At 59.8% G+C, this 24956-nt stretch carries 21 protein-coding genes; 5 read left to right on the top strand and 16 right to left on the bottom strand.

Translation table 11 applies throughout. The annotated features are described in order from the left end of the window. Positions 1-6: 6 nt before the first annotated feature. The gene (locus tag AB7M22_RS23575) at positions 7-1404 is read left to right on the top strand and encodes an MFS transporter (protein WP_454187945.1); all 1398 of its coding nucleotides are present in this window, start codon (positions 7-9) and stop codon (positions 1402-1404) included. Between the two features lie 9 nt (positions 1405-1413). Continuing rightward, positions 1414-1938 carry a single-stranded DNA-binding protein gene (locus tag AB7M22_RS23570; RefSeq protein ID WP_007896798.1) on the top strand — a complete coding sequence of 175 codons (525 nt, stop codon included), beginning with the start codon at positions 1414-1416 and terminating at the stop codon, positions 1936-1938. A gap of 69 nt (positions 1939-2007) precedes the next feature. On the opposite strand, the gene AB7M22_RS23565 is transcribed toward AB7M22_RS23570, so the two are convergent. The 10 genes from AB7M22_RS23565 to AB7M22_RS23520 form a co-directional block, all read right to left on the bottom strand. Beyond that, complete coding sequence (locus tag AB7M22_RS23565; RefSeq protein WP_454187944.1) at positions 2008-4212, bottom strand: OsmC domain/YcaO domain-containing protein; 2205 nt, start codon at positions 4210-4212, stop codon at positions 2008-2010. A 105-nt stretch (positions 4213-4317) separates the two neighbouring features. Then, entirely contained in the window at positions 4318-5475 is a 1158-nt protein-coding gene (locus tag AB7M22_RS23560) for a glutathionylspermidine synthase family protein (protein WP_454187943.1), read from the bottom strand. 12 nt (positions 5476-5487) lie between these two features. Next, positions 5488-6216 carry a DUF1190 domain-containing protein gene (locus AB7M22_RS23555; RefSeq protein WP_008008911.1) on the bottom strand — a complete coding sequence of 243 codons (729 nt, stop codon included), beginning with the start codon at positions 6214-6216 and terminating at the stop codon, positions 5488-5490. Between the two features lie 19 nt (positions 6217-6235). Beyond that, positions 6236-6664, bottom strand: coding sequence for a DUF350 domain-containing protein (locus AB7M22_RS23550; protein WP_008008913.1), 429 nt, complete (start codon positions 6662-6664; stop codon positions 6236-6238). 14 nt (positions 6665-6678) lie between these two features. After that, on the bottom strand, positions 6679-7353 hold the full coding sequence (locus tag AB7M22_RS23545; protein ID WP_454187942.1) for a DUF2491 family protein: 675 nt from the start codon (positions 7351-7353) through the stop codon (positions 6679-6681). Then, the gene (locus tag AB7M22_RS23540) at positions 7340-8374 is read right to left on the bottom strand and encodes an ion channel (protein WP_454187941.1); all 1035 of its coding nucleotides are present in this window, start codon (positions 8372-8374) and stop codon (positions 7340-7342) included. Before AB7M22_RS23540 ends, AB7M22_RS23545 begins: the two co-directional genes overlap by 14 nt. A gap of 72 nt (positions 8375-8446) precedes the next feature. Continuing rightward, on the bottom strand, positions 8447-9010 hold the full coding sequence (locus AB7M22_RS23535; protein WP_454187940.1) for a rhomboid family intramembrane serine protease: 564 nt from the start codon (positions 9008-9010) through the stop codon (positions 8447-8449). 164 nt (positions 9011-9174) lie between these two features. After that, positions 9175-9873, bottom strand: coding sequence for a PspA/IM30 family protein (locus AB7M22_RS23530; protein WP_007896817.1), 699 nt, complete (start codon positions 9871-9873; stop codon positions 9175-9177). 24 nt (positions 9874-9897) lie between these two features. Then, positions 9898-10479 carry a YjfI family protein gene (locus tag AB7M22_RS23525; protein WP_008008922.1) on the bottom strand — a complete coding sequence of 194 codons (582 nt, stop codon included), beginning with the start codon at positions 10477-10479 and terminating at the stop codon, positions 9898-9900. Positions 10480-10802: 323 nt separating this feature from the next. Beyond that, positions 10803-11351 (bottom strand): cysteine hydrolase family protein, encoded by a 549-nt coding sequence (locus AB7M22_RS23520; protein WP_454187939.1) that lies wholly within the window; start codon positions 11349-11351, stop codon positions 10803-10805. A gap of 101 nt (positions 11352-11452) precedes the next feature. Here AB7M22_RS23520 and AB7M22_RS23515 point away from each other — a divergent pair, with 101 nt between their 5' ends. From AB7M22_RS23515 to AB7M22_RS23505, 3 genes are all read left to right on the top strand, one after another. Further along, a complete protein-coding gene (locus AB7M22_RS23515; RefSeq protein WP_454187938.1) occupies positions 11453-12448 on the top strand; it encodes a GlxA family transcriptional regulator in 996 nt (331 codons plus the stop codon). Positions 12449-12756: 308 nt separating this feature from the next. Continuing rightward, on the top strand, positions 12757-13866 hold the full coding sequence (locus tag AB7M22_RS23510; protein ID WP_454187937.1) for a DUF3182 family protein: 1110 nt from the start codon (positions 12757-12759) through the stop codon (positions 13864-13866). After that, entirely contained in the window at positions 13856-14614 is a 759-nt protein-coding gene (locus AB7M22_RS23505; RefSeq protein ID WP_454187936.1) for an alpha/beta hydrolase family protein, read from the top strand. The genes AB7M22_RS23510 and AB7M22_RS23505 overlap by 11 nt, the downstream gene beginning before the upstream one ends. A gap of 86 nt (positions 14615-14700) precedes the next feature. Here the strand turns inward: AB7M22_RS23505 and AB7M22_RS23500 are convergent, their stop codons facing one another. From AB7M22_RS23500 to AB7M22_RS23475, 6 genes are all read right to left on the bottom strand, one after another. Next, entirely contained in the window at positions 14701-15690 is a 990-nt protein-coding gene (locus AB7M22_RS23500; protein WP_454187935.1) for a lysylphosphatidylglycerol synthase domain-containing protein, read from the bottom strand. Continuing rightward, entirely contained in the window at positions 15687-16973 is a 1287-nt protein-coding gene (gene clsB / locus AB7M22_RS23495) for a cardiolipin synthase ClsB (RefSeq protein WP_454187934.1), read from the bottom strand. Before clsB ends, AB7M22_RS23500 begins: the two co-directional genes overlap by 4 nt. After that, positions 16970-17767, bottom strand: a complete 798-nt coding sequence (locus AB7M22_RS23490; RefSeq protein ID WP_454187933.1) for an endonuclease/exonuclease/phosphatase family protein — start codon at positions 17765-17767, stop codon at positions 16970-16972. The genes clsB and AB7M22_RS23490 overlap by 4 nt, the downstream gene beginning before the upstream one ends. After that, on the bottom strand, positions 17764-18690 hold the full coding sequence (locus tag AB7M22_RS23485) for a DUF72 domain-containing protein (protein WP_454187932.1): 927 nt from the start codon (positions 18688-18690) through the stop codon (positions 17764-17766). The genes AB7M22_RS23490 and AB7M22_RS23485 overlap by 4 nt, the downstream gene beginning before the upstream one ends. Before the next feature lie 169 nt (positions 18691-18859). Beyond that, positions 18860-20071, bottom strand: coding sequence for an MFS transporter (locus AB7M22_RS23480; RefSeq protein ID WP_454187931.1), 1212 nt, complete (start codon positions 20069-20071; stop codon positions 18860-18862). Between the two features lie 350 nt (positions 20072-20421). Next, positions 20422-24738: an Lhr family helicase gene (locus tag AB7M22_RS23475; RefSeq protein ID WP_454187930.1), complete on the bottom strand. Its 4317-nt coding sequence runs from the start codon at positions 24736-24738 to the stop codon at positions 20422-20424. Between the last annotated feature and the right edge of the window lie 218 nt (positions 24739-24956).

Below are 24956 nucleotides of genomic sequence, written 5' to 3'. Positions count from 1 at the left end.
TTTTCCATGCACGATCCCCACAGCGAACGCATGAGTGGCAGTGAGACCCGCGCAGCAAGCGGGCTGGCCCTGGTGTTCGCCTTCCGTATGCTTGGCATGTTCATGGTGTTGCCGGTACTGGCGACCTATGGGATGGACCTGGCAGGAGCGACCCCGGCCCTCATCGGGTTGGCGATTGGCGCTTACGGCCTGACCCAGGCGATCTTTCAGATTCCTTTTGGCTTCATTTCCGACCGCATCGGTCGCCGGCCGGTGATTTACCTGGGGCTGATCATCTTCGCCCTGGGGAGTGTGCTGGCGGCCAATGCCGATTCGATCTGGGGCGTCATCGCTGGACGCATCCTGCAAGGCGCCGGGGCGATTTCCGCGGCGGTGATGGCGTTGCTGTCAGACCTGACCCGGGAACAGCATCGGACCAAAGCCATGGCCATGATCGGCATGACGATCGGTCTGTCGTTCGCTGTCGCCATGGTTGTAGGACCATTGCTGACCCGCGCCTTCGGCCTGTCCGGGTTGTTCTTCGCCACCGGTGGCATGGCGCTGGTCGGCATCGTCATCGTCATGTTCATGGTGCCGCGTGCAACCGGGCCGTTGCAGCACCGTGAATCCGGCGTCGCGCGCCAGGCGCTGATACCGACACTCAAGCACCCGGACCTGCTGCGCCTGGACCTGGGTATTTTTGTGTTGCACGCGATGTTGATGTCGAGCTTCGTTGCATTGCCCCTGGCACTGGTCGAAAAAGCCGGGCTGCCCAAAGAGCAGCACTGGTGGGTGTACCTGACCGCACTGCTGATTTCCTTCTTCGCCATGATCCCGTTCATTATCTACGGCGAGAAGCGACGCAAAATGAAACGAGTTTTGCTCGGTGCCGTCGTGACGCTGATGCTCACTGAGCTATTCTTCTGGCAGTTCGGCGACAGCTTGCGGGCTCTGGTGATTGGTACGGTGGTGTTCTTCACCGCGTTCAATCTGCTGGAAGCCTCTTTGCCATCGTTGATCAGCAAGGTTTCACCGGCAGGCGGCAAGGGCACGGCAATGGGGGTTTATTCCACCAGCCAGTTCCTCGGTTCGGCACTGGGCGGGATCCTCGGCGGCTGGCTGTTCCAGCACGGCGGTTTGTCGGTTGTATTCCTCGGATGCGCCGGCCTGGCTGCCCTCTGGCTGGCCTTTGCTGTTACCATGCGCGAACCACCTTACGTGACGAGCCTGCGCTTGCCGTTGTCGCCCGAGGCGATCCGCGAAGCGGGTCTGGTCGAGCGCCTGAAGGCCGTCGTAGGGGTAACAGATGCGGTGATCGTTGCTGATGAAGCGGCGATTTACATCAAATTGGACACAGAACTATTGGATCGCACCACCCTTGAGCGCCTGGTGAACAACCCGGCCGAGGCAGCGTGCGTAGCCTAGGAGAACGTTATGGCCCGTGGGGTTAACAAAGTCATATTGGTCGGCACTTGCGGCCAGGATCCCGAAGTTCGCTACTTGCCTAACGGTAACGCCGTGACCAACCTGAGTCTGGCGACCAGCGAACAGTGGACCGACAAGCAAACCGGTCAGAAGGTCGAGAAGACCGAATGGCACCGTGTGTCGATGTTCGGCAAGGTTGCCGAAATTGCCGGCGAATACCTGCGCAAGGGTTCTCAGGTGTACATCGAAGGCAAGCTGCAGACCCGCGAGTGGGAAAAAGACGGTATCAAGCGTTACACCACTGAAATCGTGGTCGACATGCAAGGCACCATGCAACTGCTGGGCGGCCGTCCACAGCAGGGCGACCAACAAGGGGGGGGCAATAACTACCAGCAATCCGCCCCGGCTCCACGCCAACAGGCTCCGCGTCCGCAGCAGTCGGCACCGCAACAGTCGCGTCCGGCTCCTCAGCAGCAGGCCGCTCCTCAGCCGGCTCCGGATTTCGACAGCTTTGATGACGATATCCCGTTCTAAAAAGCAGCTATCCAGTCAGTAATAAAAAAGCGAAGCCAGTGATCTGGCTTCGCTTTTTTGTGGGCGCTGTTAACTGAATACAGCAGTCACATTGGCCCGTGCCGAGTGCAGTTTCTTGTAGCTATCAATCAACCGCAAGTGCCTGTCGAGCCCCTCCAGTTTCATGCTGGTCGGCGTCAAGCCATGGAAGCGCACGTTGCCGTCCACCGAGCCGATCGCTGCATCCGTCCGCTCGTTGCCAAACATCCGGCGGAAATTGGCCTCGTAGTCTTCCAGTTCCAGATCTTCGTCCAGCTTCATCTCCAGCACCACATTGACGGCCTGGTAGAACAAGCCGCGCTCAACCGTGTTGTCGTTGTACTGAAGGAACATCTCCACCGCCTCTTTCGCCTCTTCAAATTGCTGCAAGGCGAGATAAATCAGCAGCTTCAACTCCAGGATCGTCAGCTGACCCCAAGCCGTATTGTCGTCGAATTCGATGCCGATCAAGGAGGTGATATCGGTGTAGTCGTCCAGCTCACTTTCCACCAGGCGCTCAACCAGCGCTTTCAGTTCGTCTTCGTCCAGGCGATGCAGGTTCAGGATGTCGGTGCGGAAGAACAGCGCTTTGTTGGTGTTATCCCAGATCAGATCGTCCGCGGGATAGATTTCCGAATAGTTCGGCACCAGGATGCGGCACGCCTTCGCGCCGATATGCTCGTAGACCGCCATGTACACTTCCTTGCCCATGCCTTCGAGAATGCCGAACAAGGTCGCGGCTTCCTCGGTGTTCGAGTTTTCACCCTGGCCGGAGAAGTCCCACTCCACGAATTCATAATCCGATTTGGCACTGAAGAAGCGCCACGACACCACGCCGCTGGAGTCGATGAAGTGCTCGACGAAGTTGTTCGGCTCGGTCACCGCATGCCCTTCAAACGTCGGCTGGGGCAAGTCGTTGAGGCCTTCGAAGCTGCGGCCCTGCAGCAATTCGGTCAGGCTGCGTTCCAGCGCCACTTCCAGGCTCGGATGCGCGCCGAACGAGGCGAACACACCGCCGGTACGCGGGTTCATCAACGTGACGCACATCACCGGGAATTCACCACCCAGGGACGCATCCTTCACCAACACGGGGAACCCTTGCTCTTCCAGCGCCTGAATCCCGGCCAGTATCCCGGGGTACTTTGCCAGCACATCGGCCGGCACATCCGGTAGTGCAAATTCACCTTCGATGATTTCGCGTTTTACCGCGCGCTCGAAGATCTCCGACAGGCACTGCACCTGAGCTTCGGCCAACGTGTTACCGGCACTCATGCCGTTGCTCAGGAACAGGTTTTCAATCAGGTTGGACGGGAAATACACCACCTCGCCGTCCGACTGGCGCACGTACGGCAGCGAGCAGATGCCGCGCTCTTCATTGCCCGAGTTGGTATCGATCAGATGGGAGCCACGCAGCTCGCCGTCACGGTTGTAAATCTTCAGGCAGTACTCGTCGAGAATTTCAGTTGGCAGCTCATCTTTACGGCCAGGCTTGAACCAGCGTTCGTCCGGGTAGTGCACAAACGCTGCGTTGGCGATGTCTTCGCCCCAGAACTGGTCGTTGTAGAAGAAGTTGCAGTTGAGTCGCTCGATAAACTCGCCCAACGCCGACGCCAACGCGCCTTCCTTGGTCGCACCCTTGCCGTTGGTAAAGCACATCGGCGAGTGCGCATCGCGGATGTGCAGCGACCACACATTGGGCACGATATTGCGCCACGAGGCGATTTCAATCTTCATGCCCAGGTCCGCCAGAATGGCTGACATATTGGCGATGGTTTGCTCCAGCGGCAGATCCTTGCCCGCGATATAAGTGCTCGCCTCTGAACTGGACGCAGGCATTAGCAACGCCTGGGCATCGGCGTCGAGGTTTTCGACTTCTTCGATCACAAACTCAGGCCCGGCTTGCACCACTTTTTTCACGGTGCAACGGTCGATGGAACGCAGGATGCCCTGACGGTCCTTGTCGGAGATGTCCGCCGGCAACTCGACCTGGATCTTGAAAATCTGGTTGTAGCGGTTTTCCGGATCAACAATGTTGTTCTGCGACAGGCGGATGTTATCCGTGGGAATACTGCGAGTGTCGCAGTACAACTTCACGAAATAAGCCGCACACAAAGCCGATGAAGCCAGAAAGTAGTCGAACGGACCCGGTGCCGAGCCATCGCCCTTGTAGCGGATAGGTTGATCGGCCACCACCGTGAAGTCATCGAACTTGGCTTCAAGTCGAAGGTTGTCGAGAAAGTTGACCTTGATTTCCATGGGGGATTACCAGAATAACGGCTAAACGAATGGCCGCCATTATCCGGTATTTCAGCCGTAAGTCTTGCGGACATCGTACTTATGTCCACACCGGCGATGGATGGGTCAGTCGAGTATCAGGTGCGGCAAAAACCGGCTCGAATCCTTGGTGATCAAACTGTTGTCTTCCCGCACGCCGATACCGGCCGCCTGATCGCCGATAACCCAGGAACCCACCAGCGTAAAGCTGTCGCCAAACTTCGGTAGCGGGGCGAATTCCTGAAGGATAAATGGCGCGTCGGTGTAGGGCCCGTCCTCTTTCACGATCAGACCGTCAGCTGTTTGCAGCTCAATGTTGGCGCCTTCCCGGGAGAAGAACGGCTTGCGCACCCAGCCTTTGGGCACCGCTTTGCCTGGGTCGGCATCCAGGTGCGCCGCGAGCAGGTTCGGGTGACCTTTGTTGAACTCCCACAGCAGCGGCAGGATGCCCTTGTTGGAGATGATGGATTTCCAGGGCGGTTCGAAAAACTGTGTGTCGCTCTGAGCAATCGCTGCGCCGAAGGGTTCGTGGAAGATGAACTCCCAGGCATGCAGCTTGAACAGGTGAGGAATCCAGCGATCTTCGAGGTCGACGAAACGTCCGTCACTGGTGAGGCCAATGTCTTCGATATCGATGTGTCGCGATTCGATGCCGACCTTTTCTGCGATCAGGCGCAAGTAGTCGGTGGTGCCTTTGTCTTCGACCGAGTCTTTCATCGAGGCGAAATAGAAGGGGTGTTTGAGCTGCAGTTGGGCAAAGGCCTGATGCAGCTTGGTGTCGATGCTGTTGAACTGGTCGGCATGCTTGGGCAGCAAGCCGCGTTCGATGCATTGCTCCAACCAGCCCCATTGAAACGCCGCGGCCTCATACAGGCTGGTCGGCGTGTCGTAGTTGAGTTCCAGCAACTTGGCCGGCCCGCTGCCGTTGTAGGAGAAATCCATGCGTCCATACAGGTGCGGGTGGCCTTCAAGCCATGAAGTGCGAACCATGTCGAAGAATGGCGCGGGAATGCTCAGGCGCTCCAGCAACTCTTCGCTCTGAACCACGCGGGCCACCAGGTCCATGCACATCTCATGAATCTCGGTGGTCGGGTCTTCGAGATCGTTCTCGATCTGTTTGAGCGTGAATTGGTAATACGCGCTCTCGTCCCAATAGGGTTCGTCGTCGATGGTATGGAACAGAAAACCAAGAGATTCGGCGGTCTGTTTCCAGTCATGACGTTCTGCGCAGAGGATCTTCTTCATGGCTCTGTTTCCTTAACTGCTCGACCCGCCAAAGCTCTTGCTCGATCCACCCCAGCCGCTGCGTGCGCTGGCCTGGCTGCCGAAGCCGCCGCGGGAAGTGGAGGCCGCAACAGACACCGGCTTACTGCGGGTGATGGTGTCGGTGTAACTGCTACTGCTGCCGTAGCGCGCCTGATTGGACCTGTTGAAGGTTGAACCTGACGATACCCGCTGGCTGAGTGTCGAGGACGAGTAGCTGCCGCGATCATCGCGATAGCGGTAGACCGGCTCGGAGTAGTAGCTGTTGCGGTTGTTGCTGAGCATGTTGCCGATCAACAGCCCGGTCAGCAGGCTGCTGCCGGAGAATCCCGACCCAGCGGCAGTCGCTTCCGAAGCGGGCAGTTTTGACTTGGCTGCGTCTACTTCGGCTTGTGTCACTTCGCCATCGGCACTCAGCTCGAAACCACCGAGCTTGGGGATGAACTTGCCGGCGGAATCCTGCTGACACCAGTCGGCGACAAAGTCGGCGTCGCAATCAGCCTGGTTGTCGTACACCGGCGCAATGCTTCGATGCTGGGCCATGGCCTTCATATAGGCGTCAGAACAGATGTCGACCGGGAGCTTTTCGTCGGCGCACTGCTGGACGGACTGGAAGTTGTACTTTTTGTGTATCTCGTAGGTTTTTTCCGTCGGCCCGCAGCCTGATATCGCCATGGCGACCGACGCGGCCAGCGAGAGCTGAACGTACTTGCTTCGTTTCATCGGGATCTCCGTGGCGCAATCAGTTCTGGGAAGGGGTCATGCACGCGGCGTTCAACATGCCGACGCTGATGGCCACTGCCGCGATATAGATACCCGCAGCGATTTCGCCTTTTTTAATGCGTTCAGAGGCGCCTTTAAGCACCAGGCTGGTCACCAGAAAAGCCAGCAGTTGTACGAAAGCGGCGATCACTGCCCAGACGACGAAATCCAGAATGCTGATCGAATAGGCAATCACATTGCTGGCCGGAATGGCGAAACCGATGATGGCGCCACCCAGCGCGATCGCGGCCGCAACGTTGCCCGAGCGGATCAGTTCGAACTCTTTGTGCGGCGTGATTCGGGTGTAGATGAACTGGAACAGCGCGAACAGCACGGCGGCGCCGAGGATGTACAAAACAAACCCGAGCACGGCGGCTTTATTCAGGGAGATGGAGAGCGCTTCAAGCATGGACTTCTTCCTTTTTAAAAAGTGTTCAGGTCAGTGGTGTACAGCGAAATGCCCAGCGAAGTGCTCAAGCTGATAGTGCCTTCGGCGTCTTCTTCGACGGAAAACAGCAGGAATTCCCGGCGATCGGTCAGGCCGGTTTCGCGGGCGTACAGCATCGAACGGTGCTCGATGCTGTAGGACTCATCCGGGTTTTTCAGGCGTTCGCTCAACGCCACCAGTTCTGTCTGGCCGTTCTCGGTGCCCCATTCGCGGGTGTATTCGACACCGTTGTGGGTGTAGGTCGGCAGGCCGATCAGGCTTTGAGGGCCGGCCAGTCGACGCAGCTCCGCTTCACTGTTGATGGTGATGTAACTGAGGTAATTGAACAGGATCACCGACTCGACCTGTCCAGCGATGTCGCCGGTGGTGTGCACTTGCAGCCAGTAGTCTTCGTCGTTCATGTAATAGCGCGACAGCCAGGTCGACTGCCCGAGCTCAATGGTGCCGGCGCTCCAGACTTGCTGGGAGCCAGGGATAACCACAGCAGTGTTGCCGTCGAGCAACAATTTCAGAGTCGTGTCGAACATCACGCCCTTGCCCAATGCCAGGCCCAGCGGACCGATGGCGGGCAGGGTTTCGTTGGCTGTCCATTTCGATTCCGTATTCGCTTTCGGGGCCTCAAGCCCCATCAACTGTTTAAACCATCCCATTGGTGATTTCCTTGAGGCGAGTGGAGGCGATGTAGAAGAGTTCGCCGCCCTCAACGCGAGTGGCGCCGGGCGGGTTGATCGAAGGCTGTCGGGCGCCTTTGGCGCGGTAGCCGATAAGAGTAGCGTTGTGCTGTTCTTTCATCTGCGTGTACAGATCGCCGAACGTTGCTTCAAAGGTCTCGGGCAGCCGCATCAGGTATTGGGTGGCGCCTTGACCCACGCACAGCAGTTCATTGATGACCACAGACGAGCCCGGATCCTGAGAGGCGCGCACCAACATCTCGATGGCCATGCTCGAGGTGCATTCGAGGCTGGGCGCGTAGGCGCTGGCAAGGGCAGCGATTTCACTTTCATTGAAGTGGGCGACCACATGCCCGACAGGGTTCAGTTGATTGATCGCCAGCACGGTGGCCAGGGTCAGATCGTCTGAATGGGTTCGCACCAGGACGCGTTCGGCACCGGGAACGCCGGCCCGCAGCAAAAGCGCGGCAGAGGACAGGCTTTCGCCTTTGATAAAGTCCGCTTTGCCCGGCATGGGATTTTCTTCGAGGTCGCAATCGCAAATGACGATCAGGTTGTCATTGGAGGTTTCGTCCTGCAGCAATAAATCAATGACCCGCTCGCTGGACGCGCCTTCCCAGCCAATGAGAACGGTATGGCCGACCTTGCCGGTGAAATCGCCTTTGCCCTTCATGCCTTTTCTCCATACATCGATGACACTGCTGGTGGTTTTGCCGATGGCTGCCGTCAGCAGCGCAATGCCCCCGAGCATGACCCAGGTGGCCACGAAAATTCGTCCCGCCGATGTCTGTGGCGCGAGATCGCCATAGCCGACGGTGAGCGTGGTGGTGAGATAGAAGTAGGTAAACGTGGCGGGGGCGGTGAGGTGTTGTTCGCCCAGAAGCACCAGGCCGATATAGGCCGTGCTCAGGTGTATGGCCAACGCAATGGCCAAGCCTGCCCAGCCGAATCGATGGAAGAAGGACGAGGCGTACGTGCGCAATAAAAGGAAAATCGACATTACATCCCTGACTCCATGGGGGGCTCATTCCTGGCGACGTAATCGCTCTGGCGTCTGAGTGCTCAAATGCGCTTACCGGGCGGCATTAAACCTGCTGCGCGGCGTAGATAACAGTACCTTGGCTGCAATAAATCCGGCGATCGCACCAAAGATATGCCCTTCGAAGGACATGCCCTGGCGAGGAAGGAAGCCAAAGATCAGGCCGCCATAGAGCAGGACCACGACACTGGCCGTTATCAGGTTGCTCCAGCTCCTCTGGAACCAGGCGCGCGACAGCAGGTACGCCCACAGCCCGAATACCCATCCGCTGGCACCGATGTGTACGCCTGCAAAACCGAACAGCCAGACCAGTGAGCCGCCCAGCAGAATAATGATGGCGCTGACGGCGATGAACCGGCTGAGCCCTTCGACAATGACCAAAGTACCGAGGATCAAAAAGGCAATCAGGTTAGTGCTCAGGTGCGCAAAGGACACGTGCAAGAAAGGCGAGGTGATGATGCCGACCAGTCCGTGCAATGTTCTCGGGACCAGGCCGAAGGTAATAAGGCTGTAGCCGGTCGCCACATTGAGCAGTTGCAGCGCGACCATGAAGATGGCCACGCCTGCGATCGTCTTGAAACCCTTCAGGGCATCCATCCTTGACCTCGACTCGACTCGACTCGACGAAAATTGAAACGCAATCCATTGTGGGAGCGAGCCTGCTCGCGAAGCGTTTTGTCAGGCAACATTGATGTCGACTGACACTACCTCTTCGCGAGCAGGCTCGCTCCCACAGGTTATGCATTCGGCACTTGAGTCGGTTACTCAGCCGATTTTTTCTTCAGGCGTTCCAGAATCGCATTGGCGCTGCCTTCGTTCGGCGTGATGCCGGCTTCACGCAGCTTGCGCTCCAGGTCGGTGCCGGTCGACGCATCGGCCAGTTGGTCCTGTGCTTCCAGCTCAGCGGCGCGTTGCTGCTGCTTGGCTTGCAGGCGGTTCAGCGTACCGACGGCAGTTTCCAGTTTGCCGTTGGCGCCGCCACTGGCGATCGAAGCACTGACCTGGGCTTTCTGTACGCTTTCACGCGCCTTGGCCATGTCCACTTGCTGACGCAGGCTTTTGATGCGGTTTTCGGCCTTGGTGATGTCTTTGCGCATGTTGTCCGCGTAACCGCCGAATTCGGTGGCCTGCTTTTGCTCGACATCCAGTTCATTGGTCAGGGTCGAAATGGCTTCAGCCACTTCCAGTGCCAGGTCTTCGCGGTTGGCCTGGATCGCGGCCAGGGCCTTGGATTCCAGATCCTTGATCTTGGCGTTGTACTCGCTGACGCGATCCGCCGACAGTTTGTGCTTGGCCATGATGGTGACCAGCTCACGCTTGGCGTTGGCCAGCGCGCTGTCAGCATCGCGAATTTCCTGGTCGAGGATGCGCAGGGCCTGTTGGTCGACGATCGATTCGCCGACTTCGTTGGCACCGCCACGCAGCGCGGTGAACAATTTGCTCCAGATGGACTGAGTCATTGGATATTTCCTGTTCCCGAAAAATTAGATGAAGAAACGTTCAAAGGCTTCGCTGGCGCGCTGGACGTTGTCGACGAGGGTTTTGACCTCGGTCACGACGTTGGTCAGGCTGGAGTCGGAGCTCAGGGCACCGAACATGTTGTAAACGATCTGCCCGTTGGGCATGGACTCGATACCGATCGAGGACAGCGGGAACATTTCCCGGCTGCGCAGGACGGCATCGTTGAATGCCGGTACGTCGTTGATGGACTCGACGTCGACCAGAACGGTGTCCACGATGATCTGATCACCCACCACGGCGATGTAAATCGGCAAGCCACCGAAATCGTTCATTTCCAGCTTGATGCTGGACTCGGAACCTTGAACGAGGGAGAGGGTGATGTCGTTCGAAACCACTTCGTCGAGGGCCTGAAGGGCGCTGTAGAGGCGATCGATGTTCCAGTTGTTACCTGCGCTCATGTAATTCTCCGACATGAATGAGCCAGCCAGAATCGGTTGGCGTAGCTGTTTCTCCATCTGCTTGAGCAGGCTTCGGTTTTCGGGAAGCACCCAAGTCTCGTGTTTCACATACCCGGCGGCACCCAGGCCCGCGCGCATCTGCTTCATGTAGAAACTAGATGGTTTTTTCGCGGACGGTTTCGAGCGCTCTCCCTTTTGGCTCGCTGAATCGGTAACAGATCCGGTAGGCGGATCTGATGGAGAGCTGCTTTTCATGATGCTGACCCCGTTGTGAAAAATCTCACGCGTGAGAAACACTACAGGCAATTTTTGCGGATCTCAATAGCTCACGCGTGAGATTTTTTCGACTGTTGTGTCTACCGATTAATCCTGTGGGAGCGGGCTTGCCCGCGATAGCGATGTAACAGTCAACAAAGATGTTAGATGTGATGGCCTCATCGCGGGCAAGCCCGCTCCCACAGGTTTCTCACTTAACCAACCAGGAAGTCGTCAGTGGACACCACGCTGGCATAGGCAAACCCCAGGGACGACATGAAGGCGGCGTGAACGTGGGCGGCCGGGACGGTGATGCCATTGAACTCCAGGTCGCGGGTGGCGCAGGCGTCGTGGATCACTGTGACGGTATAGCCAAGATCGGCGGCCGCGCGGGTGATGCCGTCGATGCACATGTGGCTCATGCTGCCGACGATTACCAGATGCTCGATGCCTTGCTGGTCGAGGATGGCCTCCAGTTCGGTTTCACGGAACGAGTTGACGAAGTGTTTGAGCACCACCGGCTCGTCGGCGCGGTTGAGAACTTTGGGGTGCAACTTCGCGCCGTCGGAGCCCGGAGTGAAGAACGGCGCGGCATCGGAGGTGAATTCGTGACGAATGTGCACCACCGGATCACCGGCCTCGCGAAACGCCTGAATCAACCGTGCGGCGTTGTCCGCTGCGGCGTCGGCGCCCACCAGCGGCCACTTGCCTTGGGGGAAGTAGTCGTTCTGGATATCGACTACGATGAGTGCTTGCTTGGCCATGAGTGTTTCCTTGAAGTGTTTGTTGGGTGTGCATCAAGTATCAGGTTTTGCTGGCCGTCCGAGGATTGGCCGCACCGACAATAGAAGGGGGAAAACTGACAATGGGTGTAGAAAGGGCAGTCGCCGAACTGGGAGTGCTGATCTATCCCGGTGCGCAGATGGCGGCGGTGCATGGGCTGACGGACCTGTTCGGCGTGGCCAACCGGATCGCCGCCGAGCATCAGGCGGCGCAGCTACCGTTGCTGCGGGTCAGTCACTGGCAGGTCGATGGCGATCAAGTGCCCGAGCGGGTCTATGACACTCATCCAGGTCCGGCCGGCGCATTGGTTGCCGTGTTGATCCCGCCCTCGATCGGAGGTTTTTCCGAGCGGCAGGCGCCCCAAGAGCTTACTCGCTGGCTTCGTCAGCAACACGCCAACGGCGCGACCCTTGGCGGAGTCTGTGTGGGTTCTATTCTGTTGGCCGAAAGTGGCCTGCTCGATGGCCGTAGCGCCACCACCCACTGGACTTCGGCCAAGGCCTTCGCTGAGCGTTACCCGGCGATCAAGCTCAAGGCTGACACGCCGATTGTCGACGACGGTGACCTGATCACCACTGCCGGGTTGATGGCCTGGTCAGAGTTGGGATTACGCTTGGTGAACCGCTTGCTCGGGCCGAGCATTGCCACCGGCACGGCGCGATTTCTGGTGGTGGAGCACAGCGACAGCGCGAGCGAATGCGGCAGTAACTTTGCACCCATTCTCAATCATGGCGATGCGTCGATTCTCAAGGTCCAGCATTGGCTGCAAAGCACTGGGGCGACCGATGTCTCGTTGGCGGCAATGGCCGAGCGGGCGGGGTTGGAAGAGCGCACTTTCCTGCGGCGATTCCGTGCGGCGACCGGGTTGAAACCCACCGAATACTGCCAGCACCTGCGGGTTGGCAAGGCGCGGGAAATGCTCGAATTCACCAACGGCACCATTGATCACATTGCCTGGACCGTGGGTTACCAGGACCCGGGGGCGTTTCGGGCAACGTTCAAGAAGATTACCGGGCTGGCGCCGAGTGATTACCGGGCGCGGTTTGGGGTGATGCCGACTGCCGCCATGGCTCGGTAATCAGAGCACACCAGATCAGAAAATGTGGGAGCGAGCCTGCTCGCGATAGCGGTGTGTCATTCAACATAAACCTGGAATGTCAGGCCGCTATCGCGAGCAGGCTCGCTCCCACATGGGGCAGGCGGCAGGTTTTGAGTCGTGCAAAATGCCGGGTGTATTGAAAGGCGTCGTGCAGAATAAAACAGGCCTTGTGCTATCGCATATTTCACAAACGGCTGATTTGAAACCCGTTTCTCTCCAGCCGCTGTTGGCCTGATCTCTGCACCTCCTTCAGCTACATTCATCAAGCGCAAATTGAAGGGGAACGCATGACCCCAACAAACCGCAAGAAACTGGTGCTCGCCCATTCGGTACGCCCCAATGCCCCGCTGCACGAAGTCGAAACCAATCGCGCACTCGCTCGTTGGCTGGCGCAAGTCGTCGGGCTCGAATACGGCGGCAGTTATGACTTGGACCTGCATAGCGGCCGTGATGTTTATCTGTTGCCGACCCAGACGCTGGTGGGTGTCGCTGCCGCAAGGCAATTGGGCGTCAAAGGGCCGGAGGATTTGTGGGGCGGTTACGTCGACCACGCTTTCATCTGCACCAAAGCCATCAGTCATGGGTTGTTGAGCCGCTGTGCGTTCGCCCCCGAAGGCTGGTCACCGTTGTTTTCCGAACGGGTACGCAGCGTTGTGCTCGATGGCCTCAGCGTGTTCTCCCTGGACGATGCCCGCCCGGCAGCGGAGCATTTGCTCTACAGCGGCCCGATCCGCATGAAGCCTATTCATGCCTGCGCCGGACGTGGTCAGGAAGTGATCAAAAGCCTCGACCAGTTCGACGCCATCCTCGCTCGCCCCGATGCCAAAACATTGTTCACCGACGGCGTGGTGCTGGAACAAGACTTGACCGAGGTGGTCACCCATAGCGTCGGTCAGAGTTTTATCGGCGACAAAGTGCTGAGTTATTGCGGTGATCAATACTTGACCGAAGACGGTCAGGGCGAGCAGGTTTATGGAGGGTCCAATCTGTTGGTGGTGCAGGGTTATTACGAGGACCTGCTGGCGCTGGAGCTGCCGGATGACGTGCGACTGGCGATCAAGCAAGCGCAGGTATTCGACAGCGCGGCCGATGAAGCCTACCCCGGTTTCTATGCCTCGCGGCGCAACTACGACATTGCCCAGGGGCTGGATTGCGACGGCAAACAACGCAGCGGCGTGCTCGAACAGTCCTGGCGCCTGGGCGGTGCCAGCAGTGCTGAAGTCGCGGCACTGAAGAGCTTCGTCAACAACCCAGGCTTGCGCGCGATTCGCGTGTCGTCGGTCGAAACCTATACCGATCAACCTCTGCCGGCCAACGCCATTGAGGTCTACCGGGGGCCTGCGGAACACAGTGACTTTCTTCTCAAGTACGTAACGGTCAAATCCTATGACGGCTAGAAGCGAAACCATTGCGATCGACATCGATGATGAACAGATGAGCGGAACGTTCCTCAGCCCCAAATCGAAAGTCCCGGGAGTGCTTTTCGTTCACGGCTGGGGCGGTAGTCAGGAGCGCGACCTGGAGCGCGCCAAAGGCATCGCCGGGTTGGGTTGCGTGTGCCTGACATTCGACTTGCGCGGCCACACCGGCGGGACCGGTATTCCGTTGTCCCGGGTCACCCGCGAAGACAACCTGCGTGACCTGCTGGCGGCCTACGATCGACTGCTCGCCCATCCGGCGCTCGACACGTCTGCGATCGCCGTGGTCGGCACCAGTTATGGCGGTTATCTGGCGGCGATCCTGACGTCCTTGCGCCCGGTGCGTTGGCTGGCGCTGCGGGTGCCGGCGTTGTATCGCGACGACTTTTGGCACACCCCCAAGCGTGATCTGGACAAGGTCGATTTGCGCGATTACCGCAGCACGCGGGTCCGCGCCGACAGCAATCGCGCACTGCATGCCTGTTCGCAATTTACCGGGGATGTGTTGCTGGTGGAGTCCGAGACAGACGCCTATGTGCCCCACGCGACCATCATGAGTTACCGCGCGGCGTGTCAGCAGACCCACTCGCTGACTCACCGGATTATCGACGGCGCCGATCACGCCTTGAGTGATCCGGTTTCGCAACAGGCGTACACCTCGATCCTGGTGGGCTGGATCACGGAAATGGTGGTGGGCGAGCGGTTGAGCATCATTCAGTCATCGTAAAAAGATCGCAGCCTTCGGCAGCTCCTACATGGACATGTGAATACCCGTAGGAGCTGCCGAAGGCTGCGATCTTTTGATTCTGCTTCTTAATTCTGAGGTTTTTTCGAAATCCGCAACGACTTCGCCTTGGCTTCCACCACCAGATACATCACCACGGTAATCAGCAGCGGCAGGATGAAATAGATCGCCCGATAAGCAAGCAACCCCGCCACCAGGCTTCCCCGCGAGACCTCATGTTGCAGCAGCGCCACGAATACCGCCTCCAGCACACCGAGCCCGGCCGGAATGTGGGTGATGACCCCGGCAATGGCGCTGATCAGCAACACGCCAAGCACCAGCGGATAGTCCAGTTTGCTCGGCAGCAGGGTGAAGATCACCGCTGCCATCAACGACCAGTTCAGCGCGCCGAGGGCCAGTTGCAGGACTGCCATGTGCAACGACGGCAGGTTGATTTCCACGCCGCGAATCGACCATTCCCGTCGCCTGGAAAACCGGCAGGCCGCCAGATACCCCGCGCCCAACAGCAGCAACAACACGCCCACGCCTTGCAGGGCATCGCTGCTCAGTTTCCAGCCTGGCGGCATTCGCACCAAGCCGCTGCTGAACACCGCGCCGGCAATCACCATGTAGCCGAACCAGTTGGTCGCCAGGCTCAGCCCGAGGATTTTCGCGATGTTGCTTTTGCTCACGCCGAGCCGCGAATACAGCCGATAACGCATGGCGATGCCGCCGACCCAGGCGCTCAGGTTGAGATTAAAGGCATAGCTGATGATGCCCACCGGCAGTATCTGTCGCCAGGTCAGGTCCTGTCGGATGTAGGTGCGGCCGATCAGGTCGAAACAGGCGTACACCAGAAAACTCATCAGCGTCACCCCGGACGCGATGATCAGTGTGCGCACTTTGAAGTCGGCGAGGGTATCGAACACTTCGCCCCATTCGATGCGTTGGGCGAGCATCGTGAACAGCACGATCAGCGCCAGAAAAAACAGCATCGTCAGAGGCTTTTTCCAGCGGTGCCAGTGGGATTTTCTCGGCGTGTCGGAGTGAGGGGCCGGCCGCGCATCAGAATGGCTCATGCCTTATCGCTCTCGGTCGGATGGATGAAGGGTTTCAGACGCGGTTTATGCGCCGGTAGCCAACCAGCCCACGCCGGGAAATGCTGCAGGAAGTGAAACACCAGAAAACCGATGGTCATGTCCCAGACCCGTCCGCGAGGTGCCTTGTCCGCCGACATGACCTTGCAGTGATTGCTGCTCAACTCGTCGAGGCGCTGGAACAGGTCGCGGTTGAAGGCGCGGTCGCGGATCAATACGTTGGCCTCCAGGTTCAGGGCCAGGCTCAGCGGGTCGAGATTGCTTGAGCCAACGGTGCTCCAGTCCTCGTCGACCAGGGCGACTTTGCCATGCAGGGGACGGTCGCAGTATTCGTAAATCGCTACCCCGGCCCGCAGCAGATAGTCGTAGGTCATGCGCGCGGCGAGCCTGGCCACCCGCAAATCCGGCTGTCCTTGAAGAATCAGGCGCACCTCGACCCCTCGGCGCGCCGCATTGCGGATCTCCCGCAGCAGCCGATAGCCTGGAAAGAAATAAGCGTTGGCGATCACCACGCGATGCCGGGCACCGCGCAGTACCCGCAAGTACACCTCTTCGATATCGCCCTGGTGCTCGCCATTGTCGCGATACACCAGCCGAACCTGACCATCATGATCGCTGACCGCCAGTTCCGCGCGCCGCTGTCTGCGGCGTTGCCACCAGTACTTGGCCCGGGCCGGGCGACCGCTTTGCAGCAAGGCAAAATGATGAATATCGGCCACCGCCGGGCCTTGCACTTCAACCGAATAATCCTGTTTGGCTTCAGGGCCGAAGTCGGCCAGATGGTCGGCGGAAAAGTTGATTCCGCCGAGGAACGCAATCGTGCCGTCGACCACCACAATCTTGCGGTGCATGCGGCGGAACCAGTTGGTGCGGATACCGAAGTGACGCGGCGCAGGGTCGAATATTTGCAGGCGTACACCTGCATTGCTCAGCGCCGCGAGGTACTCCGTGCTCAGTTCGCCGCAGCCAAAGCCGTCGAGGTTGACGGTGATACGCACCCCGCGTTGAGCCGCTTCAATCAGGATTTTTTGCAGCTCATTGCCGACCTTGTCCTCGAACACAATGAAGGTCTCCAGCAGGATTTCACTCTGGGCCTGGCGCAGCGCTTCAAACACCCGTGGAAAGTATTCCTCACCGTTCTCCAGCAATTGGACCCGGTTATTGCCGTGCCAGCCGTATTCGACACCAACCACTGCGGGCTTGCGCACCGGCGGAGGTGTGGAAACGTGTTCGACCGTGGTTTTTTCCATCAATGGGCCGGTCATAGCTCGATCTCCACCGATAGCGGTGCATGGTCGGAAAGGTGTGACCAGGGCCGTGCCGCCAGTACTTGCGGATGGCTGGCCTTGAGGTTGCGCACGTAGATGCGGTCCAGGCGTAACGCCGGCAAACGCGCCGGGAAACTGCGCGCCGGTTTGCCATGCAACTCGGCAAAGACTTCACGCAAACCGCAGGGTTTGAGCAGCGCATCGGCGCGCTGGCGCCAGTCATTGAAGTCGCCGGCGACCACCACTGGGGCATCCTCCGGCAACTCTTCCATACGTTGGCTCAGCAGTTTGAGTTGTGCCTTGCGATGACTTTCGCGAAGCCCCAGATGGACGCAAATGGCATGCACTTCCCGACCATCGCCGGGCATCCGTAGCACGCAATGCAGGATTCCACGGTTTTCATGGCCGCTGATGGAAACGTCGAGGTTGTCGTGGCGAACGATCTGGAATTTCGACAACAGCGCATTGCCGTGATCGCCTGCGGGATAGACCGCGTTACGCCCATAGGCAAATTGTGGCCACAGGGTATCGGCAAGAAATTCGTACTGCGGCATCGCCGGCCAATTGAGGTAGCGCTGTGGATGGTGCTCGTGGGTGCCATGCACCTCCTGCAAAAACACCACGTCGGCGGACACACTGCGCACCGCCTCACGCAACTCGGGCAGGATGAAGCGCCGGTTCAGCGCGGTGAAACCCTTGTGGGTGTTGACCGTCAGCACGGTGAAACGGCTCACGGCGCTGATGATGGGTTGCTGTTCATCCGTGGTGCCGACCGGTTCGGGAATGCTCATGGCAGCACTCCTTCGGCAACCGGCTCACCGGGGGCCGTGGCAAGGTCTTTGTCGAGATGCAAACGCTCAAGCAGGCGGCGAGCATCGAAGGGCGCACGGACTTTGATGTCGTTATCGAAATAGCAGAACACTTCCCGGGATTTGCATGTCTTGGTTTTTTGTCGAGGGGCGATCAATTGCGGATCCGCTGGTTGTTTTCCGTGATACCAGGCCTCGATCCGGTCGCCCCAGCGTTGCAGCGCTTGTGGGGTGTAACCGCTGGCGTAGAGCTCTTCGGCACCGTGCAGGCGCAGGTAGACGAAATCACTGGTGAGGTCTTCGCGATACGGCCATTTGCCGGCGGTGTCAGCGATGACCAGCGCGGTGTTGTAGCGTTTGAGCAGACGGACGAAGGCGGGATCGACGAAACTTTCGTGGCGAATTTCCACGGCATGACGCAGCGGTTTTTTGCCATGGGCCTTCATGCTGGCGTGACCGTTCAGGCGCGGTTCGTGCTGGCGGGCGAGGGCGGCAGCCTGCTCCGTGTCGTGGGGTAATTGTTCAAGAAAGTTTTCGAACAACTCGGGGTCGAATTTGAAGTTGGGCGGAAATTGCCAGAGGATCGGGCCGAGTTTTTCCTTGAGCTCCAGCACCCCGGAGGCGAAGAAATTCGCCAAGGGTTTATGAATGTCCCGCAGGCGTTTGATATGGGTGATAAAACGCGGCGCCTTGACGCTGAACACGAAGCCTACTGGAGTTTCGTCGTACCACTGGGCGTAACGTTCGGGCCGTTGCAGGGCGTAAAACGATCCATTGATTTCGATGCTGTTGACCGCCCGTGAAGCGAATTGCAATTCGCGCTTCTGGGTCAGCCCCTTCGGGTAGAACTCCCCCCGCCAGGGCGTGTAGCGCCAGCCTGAAATACCGATATGAATCGCCGCCATGTCGCCTCCCGTCCTCGGACAGCCCTGTTTTTTGATGACTGCGGGGTGTACGGGAAAGTTTCGACGGGGCTACGGACGGTAAAGCGAAGAGCTTCGCGGGCAAGCCTCGCTCCTACAGGTATTCATGTGCCCGTGCAGGAGCTGCCGAAGGCTGCGATCTTTTGATTTATTAATGAGTTATGACGATCCGGGCAGAACCCTCAGCCGGTTCGGCATACACCGGACCCAATCGGTCAAGGCGCCCACTCCAGGCGGTCAGTGCCAGTGCGACCAATACCACCAGGCCGCCGATCCACGCGGTATGGATCAGGCCCATGTGCGCCACGATCAAACCACCGCCCCACGCCCCACCGGCAATGCCGAGGTTGAACGCCGCAATGTTCAGGCCCGAAGCCACGTCCACCGCATTCGGGGTGTGATGTTCGGCCTGACGCACCACATACACCTGCAGGCCCGGCACGTTGCCGAAAGCGACGGCGCCCCAAACCAGCACGGTGGCCAGGGCCAGCCATGGATTGCCGGCGGTGAAGGTCAGCACGAACAGCACGGCGGCGAGCAGGGCGAAGATGATTTTCAGGGCGCTGATCGGACCGTGCTTGTCCGCCAGTTTCCCACCCCAGATGTTGCCGACGGCTACCGAGATGCCATAGACCAGCAGCACCAGGCTGACAGTGCTGGCGCCGAAGCCGGAAATGTCCTGAAGAATCGGCGCCAGAAAGGTGAAGGCAATGAACGAGCCGCCGTAACCGACCGCCGTCATGGCATACACCAGCAGCAGGCGTGGCTGCTTGAGCACCTGCAATTGCTGCAACAGCGAAGCCGGTTTGCTGTGGACGATGTTTTTCGGCACGTAGAGCAGGCTGCCGATGAAGGCGATCACACCCAATGCCGACACGGCAAGGAAGGTTTCACGCCAGCCGAAATGCTGACCGATAAACGTCCCCAATGGCACACCAGTGACCAGCGCCACGGTCAGGCCGGTGAACATGATGGCAATCGCGCTGGCGGCTTTTTCCTTCGGCACCAGGCTGGTGGCGATGATCGAGCCAATCGAGAAAAACACCCCGTGAGCCAGGCCCGTGACGATCCGAGCAATGATCAGCGACTCGTAGCTCGGTGCTTTCCAGGCCAGTAAATTGCCGAGCGTGAACAGCACCATCAACGACAACAACAGCAATTTGCGTGGGACTTTGCCGGTAAGGGCCGTCAGCACCGGCGCGCCGATGGCCACGCCAAGTGCATACAGACTGACCAGCAGACCGGCGGACGGCAGGCTGACGCCGAGATCGGCACCGATGGTGGGTAACAGGCCAACGATGACGAACTCCGTCGTCCCGATGGCGAAAGCGCTGAGGGTCAGCGCGAGCAAGGCAATGGGCATGGCTGCAACTCCGGTGGATTGATTGATGGAGCGCAGTGTCGGGGTTTGGGTCGTGCGGAAAAATACGGGGATGGGCATTTGATATTTGCGTGCAGGTCAAATATCGAGTGACGAATGAAACCCCGTGGCGAGGGGGCAAGCCCCCTCACCACAGGTATTTGAGTCGGGCAGGCAATAGGCGGTGAATCGGGCGTCGGATCTGCCGCGAACCCAATGATTTGTGTTGGTGCGGATGACCCCATCGCGGGCAAGCCCGCTCCCACAGTGTTTTCTGTTATTCACAAAAATTGCATTCACAGAAGATCCCTGTGGGAGCGGGCTTGCCCGCGATGGGGCCGGCCCGGACAACATCAATGCCGGATCAGTTTGCTACGCACCTCGCCACTGGCTTGCTGATCCAGCTCCAGCCAGAACTGCTGCTTGCCGGCGATTTCGGCGGCGGCTGGCAAGCCGTCGCGATACACCAGTCGATTACTCGCCAGCGCCGGCACTTTCGCGCCTGGCAACAGGGTGCCGGCGAGGTTCAGCGGATCCACCCCACACACCGCGATCAGACTTCCATCGTGAGGTCGCCGCCTGACGTCGCGCAGCAATGGAATCGCCTCGGGCAGCGCAAATTGTTCCCCCGCCAGGCCACTGACAAACCGCCCGCCACGAATCTCGCCCCGGGCCTCGAGCCGATGGAACGTGCGCAGCAATTCCCGCCAACTCGGCAACCAGTCCGCCTCACGCTCCAGCAAGCGCCAGAACACCACGCCGTAACGGCGCAGCAAGGCCATGGCGATGTGCTCCAGGGTTTCGCTGGGTGTGGGCGCGGGTCGTTGCTTATCCACAGCCGGCGCGGTAGCTCCGCGTCGCAGTAACGCCCAGCGTCCGGCATCGTCCATGCCGCCGACAAACGCTCCGCGTCCGCGTCGGCTGCTGCGATTCTGGCGTTTGCTGGCCGGGGTAATCAGCGCCCGCAGGCCGGCGAAGCTGTCGGCGTTTACCAGCCCGGCACCGACCAGTTCCTGCAAGGCGATTTCCAGTTCCGAGCGCAGCAGATGGGCTTCATGCATCAGCTCATCGAAAAACAGTGCGCCGTGTTGGCTGAGCGCTTCATGGACTTTTTGGGTTTTGGGCGACAGTTCGCTGACCGGCGTCTGCTCGGTCAAGCCGCTCCACAACCCGACCTGACTGCGCGGCAGCAATAGAATCGGCGTGCTGCGCAATGCCGTGCTGGCGCTCTTGTTGTGCGCGGTCAGACGGGTCCAGACCAGTTTGCCGCTGCGGCATAACTCATCCAGCCAGCTCGCCGAATAGTCTTTGAGCCGTGCCGGCAGAATGTCGCTGTCCCACGCCGAAGCGGCGGCGGGGTAGCCTTCGAACTGACTGATGATCGCCGGCAACACCGCGCGGCCCTGACCTTGGCTTGCGGCGGAAAGATGCTGCCAGTCGAACAGAAAACGCATGAAATCCTGCAATGCCACCGGTTCGATTTCCCGTCGCAGCCGTTTGACCGTGTAGCGATGAATCCGCGCCAGCAGATGCCGTTCGCACCATTCTTCATCAGGGGCGCCTGGGGTGAATTGCCCGCGCAGTACATAGCCTTCGCGCTCCAGTTGTGCCAAAGCCTGAGTGACTCGAGTCGCCGGTAATCCAAGCGGTTCGGCAATCGCTTTCAGCGGCAGCGGACCAAACGCGCTGAGCCGCGCGCGGATCACTTCCAGCACCGCTTCGTCCGGCTCCCAGGTTTCATCGAAACCGGGCAACGCCTCCAACGGTGGAACCAATATGGCTTGTGGATAAATCGCCCGCAGACAGGTCAGTCGCTCCAGCGCCAGCCACAGCGATTGCTCGGCGTTGATCTGCAAACGGCTGGCGCGGCCACTGTCGGCCAGGGTGTTCAGCCACTCGAGCCAATTCGGGTTGGCCTGAGCCTCGGTCTCGGTAATGCACGCCAGGCTCATCAGCGCTTCATGCATTTCATCAATGCCGGTTGGCGTAGGCCAGGCTTCATCACGCACCGCAGTGATCGCTTCGGCGTCCAGCGCACCGAGATCGTCGGTGGACTGCGGATCGCTCCAGCGGCGGTTGAGCACTGCCTGAGTGCGGCGCTCTTCCAGCGGCGCATCGTCGAGAAAGGTGTAGGGGCGGGCGCTGAGGATTTCCGCCGCCAGTGGCGAGGGCGCCGGCAAGTCGCGGCTGATCAGGCGGATGTCGCCCTGTTCCATGCGCCGCAACAACGCCAGCCAGCCTTCGCTGTCCATGGCTTCGTGCAGGCAATCGTCGAGGGTTTGTTCCACCAGCGGATGATCGGGAATCTCACGCTCGCCGGCGAGGTTTTCCACGCAGGCGATCTGATCGGGAAACACGCTGGCAATCAGGTCTTCGCTTTTCATCCGCTGGATCTGCGGCGGTACTTTGCGTCCACCGCTGTAGCGTGGCAGCGCCAAAGCGACCCCGGCGTTCCAGCGCCAGCGCACGCCGAACAGCGGCGCCTCGAGCACCGCTTGAGTCAGGATATGTTCGGCACTGTTGCTGTGCAGATAGCGCCAGATGTCATCCAGCTCGAAGCTGTGACCGGTGGACAGCGACAGCACGATGGCGTCTTCACTGGCGGCGGCCTGCAATTCGAAGTTGAACGTGCGGCAGAAACGCTTGCGCAGGGCCAGGCCCCAGGCGCGGTTGATGCGGCTGCCGAACGGCGAGTGGATGATCAGCTGAGTACCGCCGGATTCGTCGAAAAACCGCTCCATCAGCAGCGTGTCTTGCGACGGCAAGGCGCCGAGGGTCTGGCGTGCCCGGGCCAGGTAATCCACCAGTTGCTCGGCGCTGGCGAGGTTCAAACCGAGTACGTCGGTCAGCCAGTCGACGGCTGGCTGCAGGTTGCCGGGTGTGGCGCCGAGTCGTTCGTCGAGTTGCGCTTGCAGGCGGGCCACGGCGAACGACAGTTCATCACTGCGCCCGGGTGCTTCACCGAGCCAGAACGGAATGGTTGGCGGCTGGCCCTGAGCGTCTTCGACCCGGACCTTGCCGGTTTCGACCCGCAGGATTCGATACGAGGTATTGCCCAGCTGGAAGATATACCCGGCGATGCTTTCCACCGCAAAGTCTTCGTTGACGCTGCCGATGTTCAACCCCTGCGGCTCCAGCAAAACGCTGTAGTCGGCGTTGTCCGGAATCGTCCCGCCGCTGGTCACGGCGGTCAGCTTGGCGCCTCGACGGCCACGCAGGGTGCGGCTTACGGCGTCCCGGTGCAGGTAAGCGCTGCGAATGCCCAGGCGCCCGTTGTAGCCCTCGGCGAGCATTTGCAGCAGTGCCTGATAGTGCTTTTCGTCGAGCGTGGCGTAAGGCGAGGCTTTTCGCAGCATTTCCAGCAACGCCTGTTCCTGCCATTCCTGACAGCTGACCTCGGCGATGATCTGCTGGGCCAGCACGTCCAGCGGTGCTTCCGGGATCAGCAACGTGTCGAGTTCGCCACGGCGCACGCAATCGAGCAGGGCGGCGCATTCGATCAGGTCGTCGCGGGTGGTGGCGAACAACCGGCCCTTGGGCGTGCCGCCGACCTGGTGCCCGGAGCGGCCGACCCGTTGCAGAAACCCGGCAATCGAGCGTGGCGAAGCGATCTGGCACACCAGGTCGACGTCACCGATATCGATCCCCAATTCCAGCGAAGCGGTGGCGATCAGCACTTGCAGCTCGCCGCGCTTGAGCCGTTGCTCGGCGTCGAGACGAAACTCTTTGGCCAGGCTGCCATGGTGGGCCGCTACCGCGTCCTTGCCGAGGCGTTCGCTCAAGTGTCGACTCAGGCGTTCGGCCAGACGCCGGGTGTTGACGAAAATCAGCGTGGTCCGGTGTTCACGGGCGAGGGCGGCGAGTCGGTCATAGACCCGTTCCCAGACGTCGTTGGCCATTACCGCCGACAACGGCACGGGCGGCACCTCTATATCGAGATCCCGTGGGCGGGCGTGGCCGATGTCGATGATGTCGCAGTCGCGGTCACGGCCGACCAAAAAGCGCGACACCGCTTCGATGGGTTTTTGCGTGGCGGACAAGCCGATACGCACCAGCGGTTGCGGGCAGAGCGCCTGCAAACGCTCCAGGCTCAGGGCCAGGTGACTGCCACGTTTGCTGGCGGCAATGGCGTGAATTTCATCGACGATCACCGTGTGGGTGGTGCCGAGCATTTGCCGGCCGGAGTCGGAGCCGAGCAGCACGTAAAGGGATTCCGGGGTGGTCACCAGAATGTGCGGCGCGGTTTTGCGCATGGCCGAACGCTCTTTTTGCGGCGTATCGCCGGTGCGCACGGCGGTGCTGATTGGCACGTCGGGCAAGCCCATCACGCGCAACTGTTCGGTGATGCCGGCCAGCGGGTTTTGCAGGTTGATCCGGATGTCGTTGGACAGGGCCTTGAGCGGTGAAACGTAGACCACCAGGGTTTCGTCGGGCAGGCCGTCCGGGCTTTCCAGGCCACGATGGACCAGGTCGTCGAGCACGGCCAGAAACGCGGTGAGGGTCTTGCCGGAGCCGGTGGGCGCGGCAATCAGGGTCGAACGGCGCTGACGGATCAACGGCCACGCCCGGGCCTGGGCGGCGGTGGCCGTCGCGAAGGTATTGCTGAACCAGGCGCTGACGGCGGGGTGAAAGCCTGCCAGTGCAGCGTCCGTGGGGATGGGCAGATTCATGGAGTAATTTATGCGGGTGGGGGCGGGAAGTTGCAAGTACCGCTCAGGATCTGGGTCGGTGCTGAGGGCCCCTTCGCGGGCAAGCCTCGCTCCTACAAGGACAGCGTTAAACCTGTAGGAGCGAGGCTTGCCCGCGAAGAGGCCCTCACAAGCACCACAAATCCCTGGGATCTACACTTTACGGATGACGGTTGCGCACTAAACCCGCAAAATGCAAC

The sequence above is a fragment of the Pseudomonas sp. ADAK2 TE3594 genome, assembly GCF_053628675.1.
Note: the sequence above shows the minus strand (reverse complement) of the source record. Positions and strands in the feature narration are given on the sequence as shown.

What these genes read in the sequence shown, in the direction of transcription:
- AB7M22_RS23575 (WP_454187945.1), top strand. Translation starts at nt 7, where the DNA reads ATGCACGATCCCCACAGCGAACGCATGAGTGGCAGTGAGACCCGCGCA.
- AB7M22_RS23570 (WP_007896798.1), top strand. Translation starts at nt 1,414, where the DNA reads ATGGCCCGTGGGGTTAACAAAGTCATATTGGTCGGCACTTGCGGCCAG.
- AB7M22_RS23565 (WP_454187944.1), bottom strand. Translation starts at nt 4,212, where the DNA reads ATGGAAATCAAGGTCAACTTTCTCGACAACCTTCGACTTGAAGCCAAG.
- AB7M22_RS23560 (WP_454187943.1), bottom strand. Translation starts at nt 5,475, where the DNA reads ATGAAGAAGATCCTCTGCGCAGAACGTCATGACTGGAAACAGACCGCC.
- AB7M22_RS23555 (WP_008008911.1), bottom strand. Translation starts at nt 6,216, where the DNA reads ATGAAACGAAGCAAGTACGTTCAGCTCTCGCTGGCCGCGTCGGTCGCC.
- AB7M22_RS23550 (WP_008008913.1), bottom strand. Translation starts at nt 6,664, where the DNA reads ATGCTTGAAGCGCTCTCCATCTCCCTGAATAAAGCCGCCGTGCTCGGG.
- AB7M22_RS23545 (WP_454187942.1), bottom strand. Translation starts at nt 7,353, where the DNA reads ATGGGATGGTTTAAACAGTTGATGGGGCTTGAGGCCCCGAAAGCGAAT.
- AB7M22_RS23540 (WP_454187941.1), bottom strand. Translation starts at nt 8,374, where the DNA reads ATGTCGATTTTCCTTTTATTGCGCACGTACGCCTCGTCCTTCTTCCAT.
- AB7M22_RS23535 (WP_454187940.1), bottom strand. Translation starts at nt 9,010, where the DNA reads ATGGATGCCCTGAAGGGTTTCAAGACGATCGCAGGCGTGGCCATCTTC.
- AB7M22_RS23530 (WP_007896817.1), bottom strand. Translation starts at nt 9,873, where the DNA reads ATGACTCAGTCCATCTGGAGCAAATTGTTCACCGCGCTGCGTGGCGGT.
- AB7M22_RS23525 (WP_008008922.1), bottom strand. Translation starts at nt 10,479, where the DNA reads ATGAAGCAGATGCGCGCGGGCCTGGGTGCCGCCGGGTATGTGAAACAC.
- AB7M22_RS23520 (WP_454187939.1), bottom strand. Translation starts at nt 11,351, where the DNA reads ATGGCCAAGCAAGCACTCATCGTAGTCGATATCCAGAACGACTACTTC.
- AB7M22_RS23515 (WP_454187938.1), top strand. Translation starts at nt 11,453, where the DNA reads ATGGGTGTAGAAAGGGCAGTCGCCGAACTGGGAGTGCTGATCTATCCC.
- AB7M22_RS23510 (WP_454187937.1), top strand. Translation starts at nt 12,757, where the DNA reads ATGACCCCAACAAACCGCAAGAAACTGGTGCTCGCCCATTCGGTACGC.
- AB7M22_RS23505 (WP_454187936.1), top strand. Translation starts at nt 13,856, where the DNA reads ATGACGGCTAGAAGCGAAACCATTGCGATCGACATCGATGATGAACAG.
- AB7M22_RS23500 (WP_454187935.1), bottom strand. Translation starts at nt 15,690, where the DNA reads ATGAGCCATTCTGATGCGCGGCCGGCCCCTCACTCCGACACGCCGAGA.
- clsB (WP_454187934.1), bottom strand. Translation starts at nt 16,973, where the DNA reads ATGACCGGCCCATTGATGGAAAAAACCACGGTCGAACACGTTTCCACA.
- AB7M22_RS23490 (WP_454187933.1), bottom strand. Translation starts at nt 17,767, where the DNA reads ATGAGCATTCCCGAACCGGTCGGCACCACGGATGAACAGCAACCCATC.
- AB7M22_RS23485 (WP_454187932.1), bottom strand. Translation starts at nt 18,690, where the DNA reads ATGGCGGCGATTCATATCGGTATTTCAGGCTGGCGCTACACGCCCTGG.
- AB7M22_RS23480 (WP_454187931.1), bottom strand. Translation starts at nt 20,071, where the DNA reads ATGCCCATTGCCTTGCTCGCGCTGACCCTCAGCGCTTTCGCCATCGGG.
- AB7M22_RS23475 (WP_454187930.1), bottom strand. Translation starts at nt 24,738, where the DNA reads ATGAATCTGCCCATCCCCACGGACGCTGCACTGGCAGGCTTTCACCCC.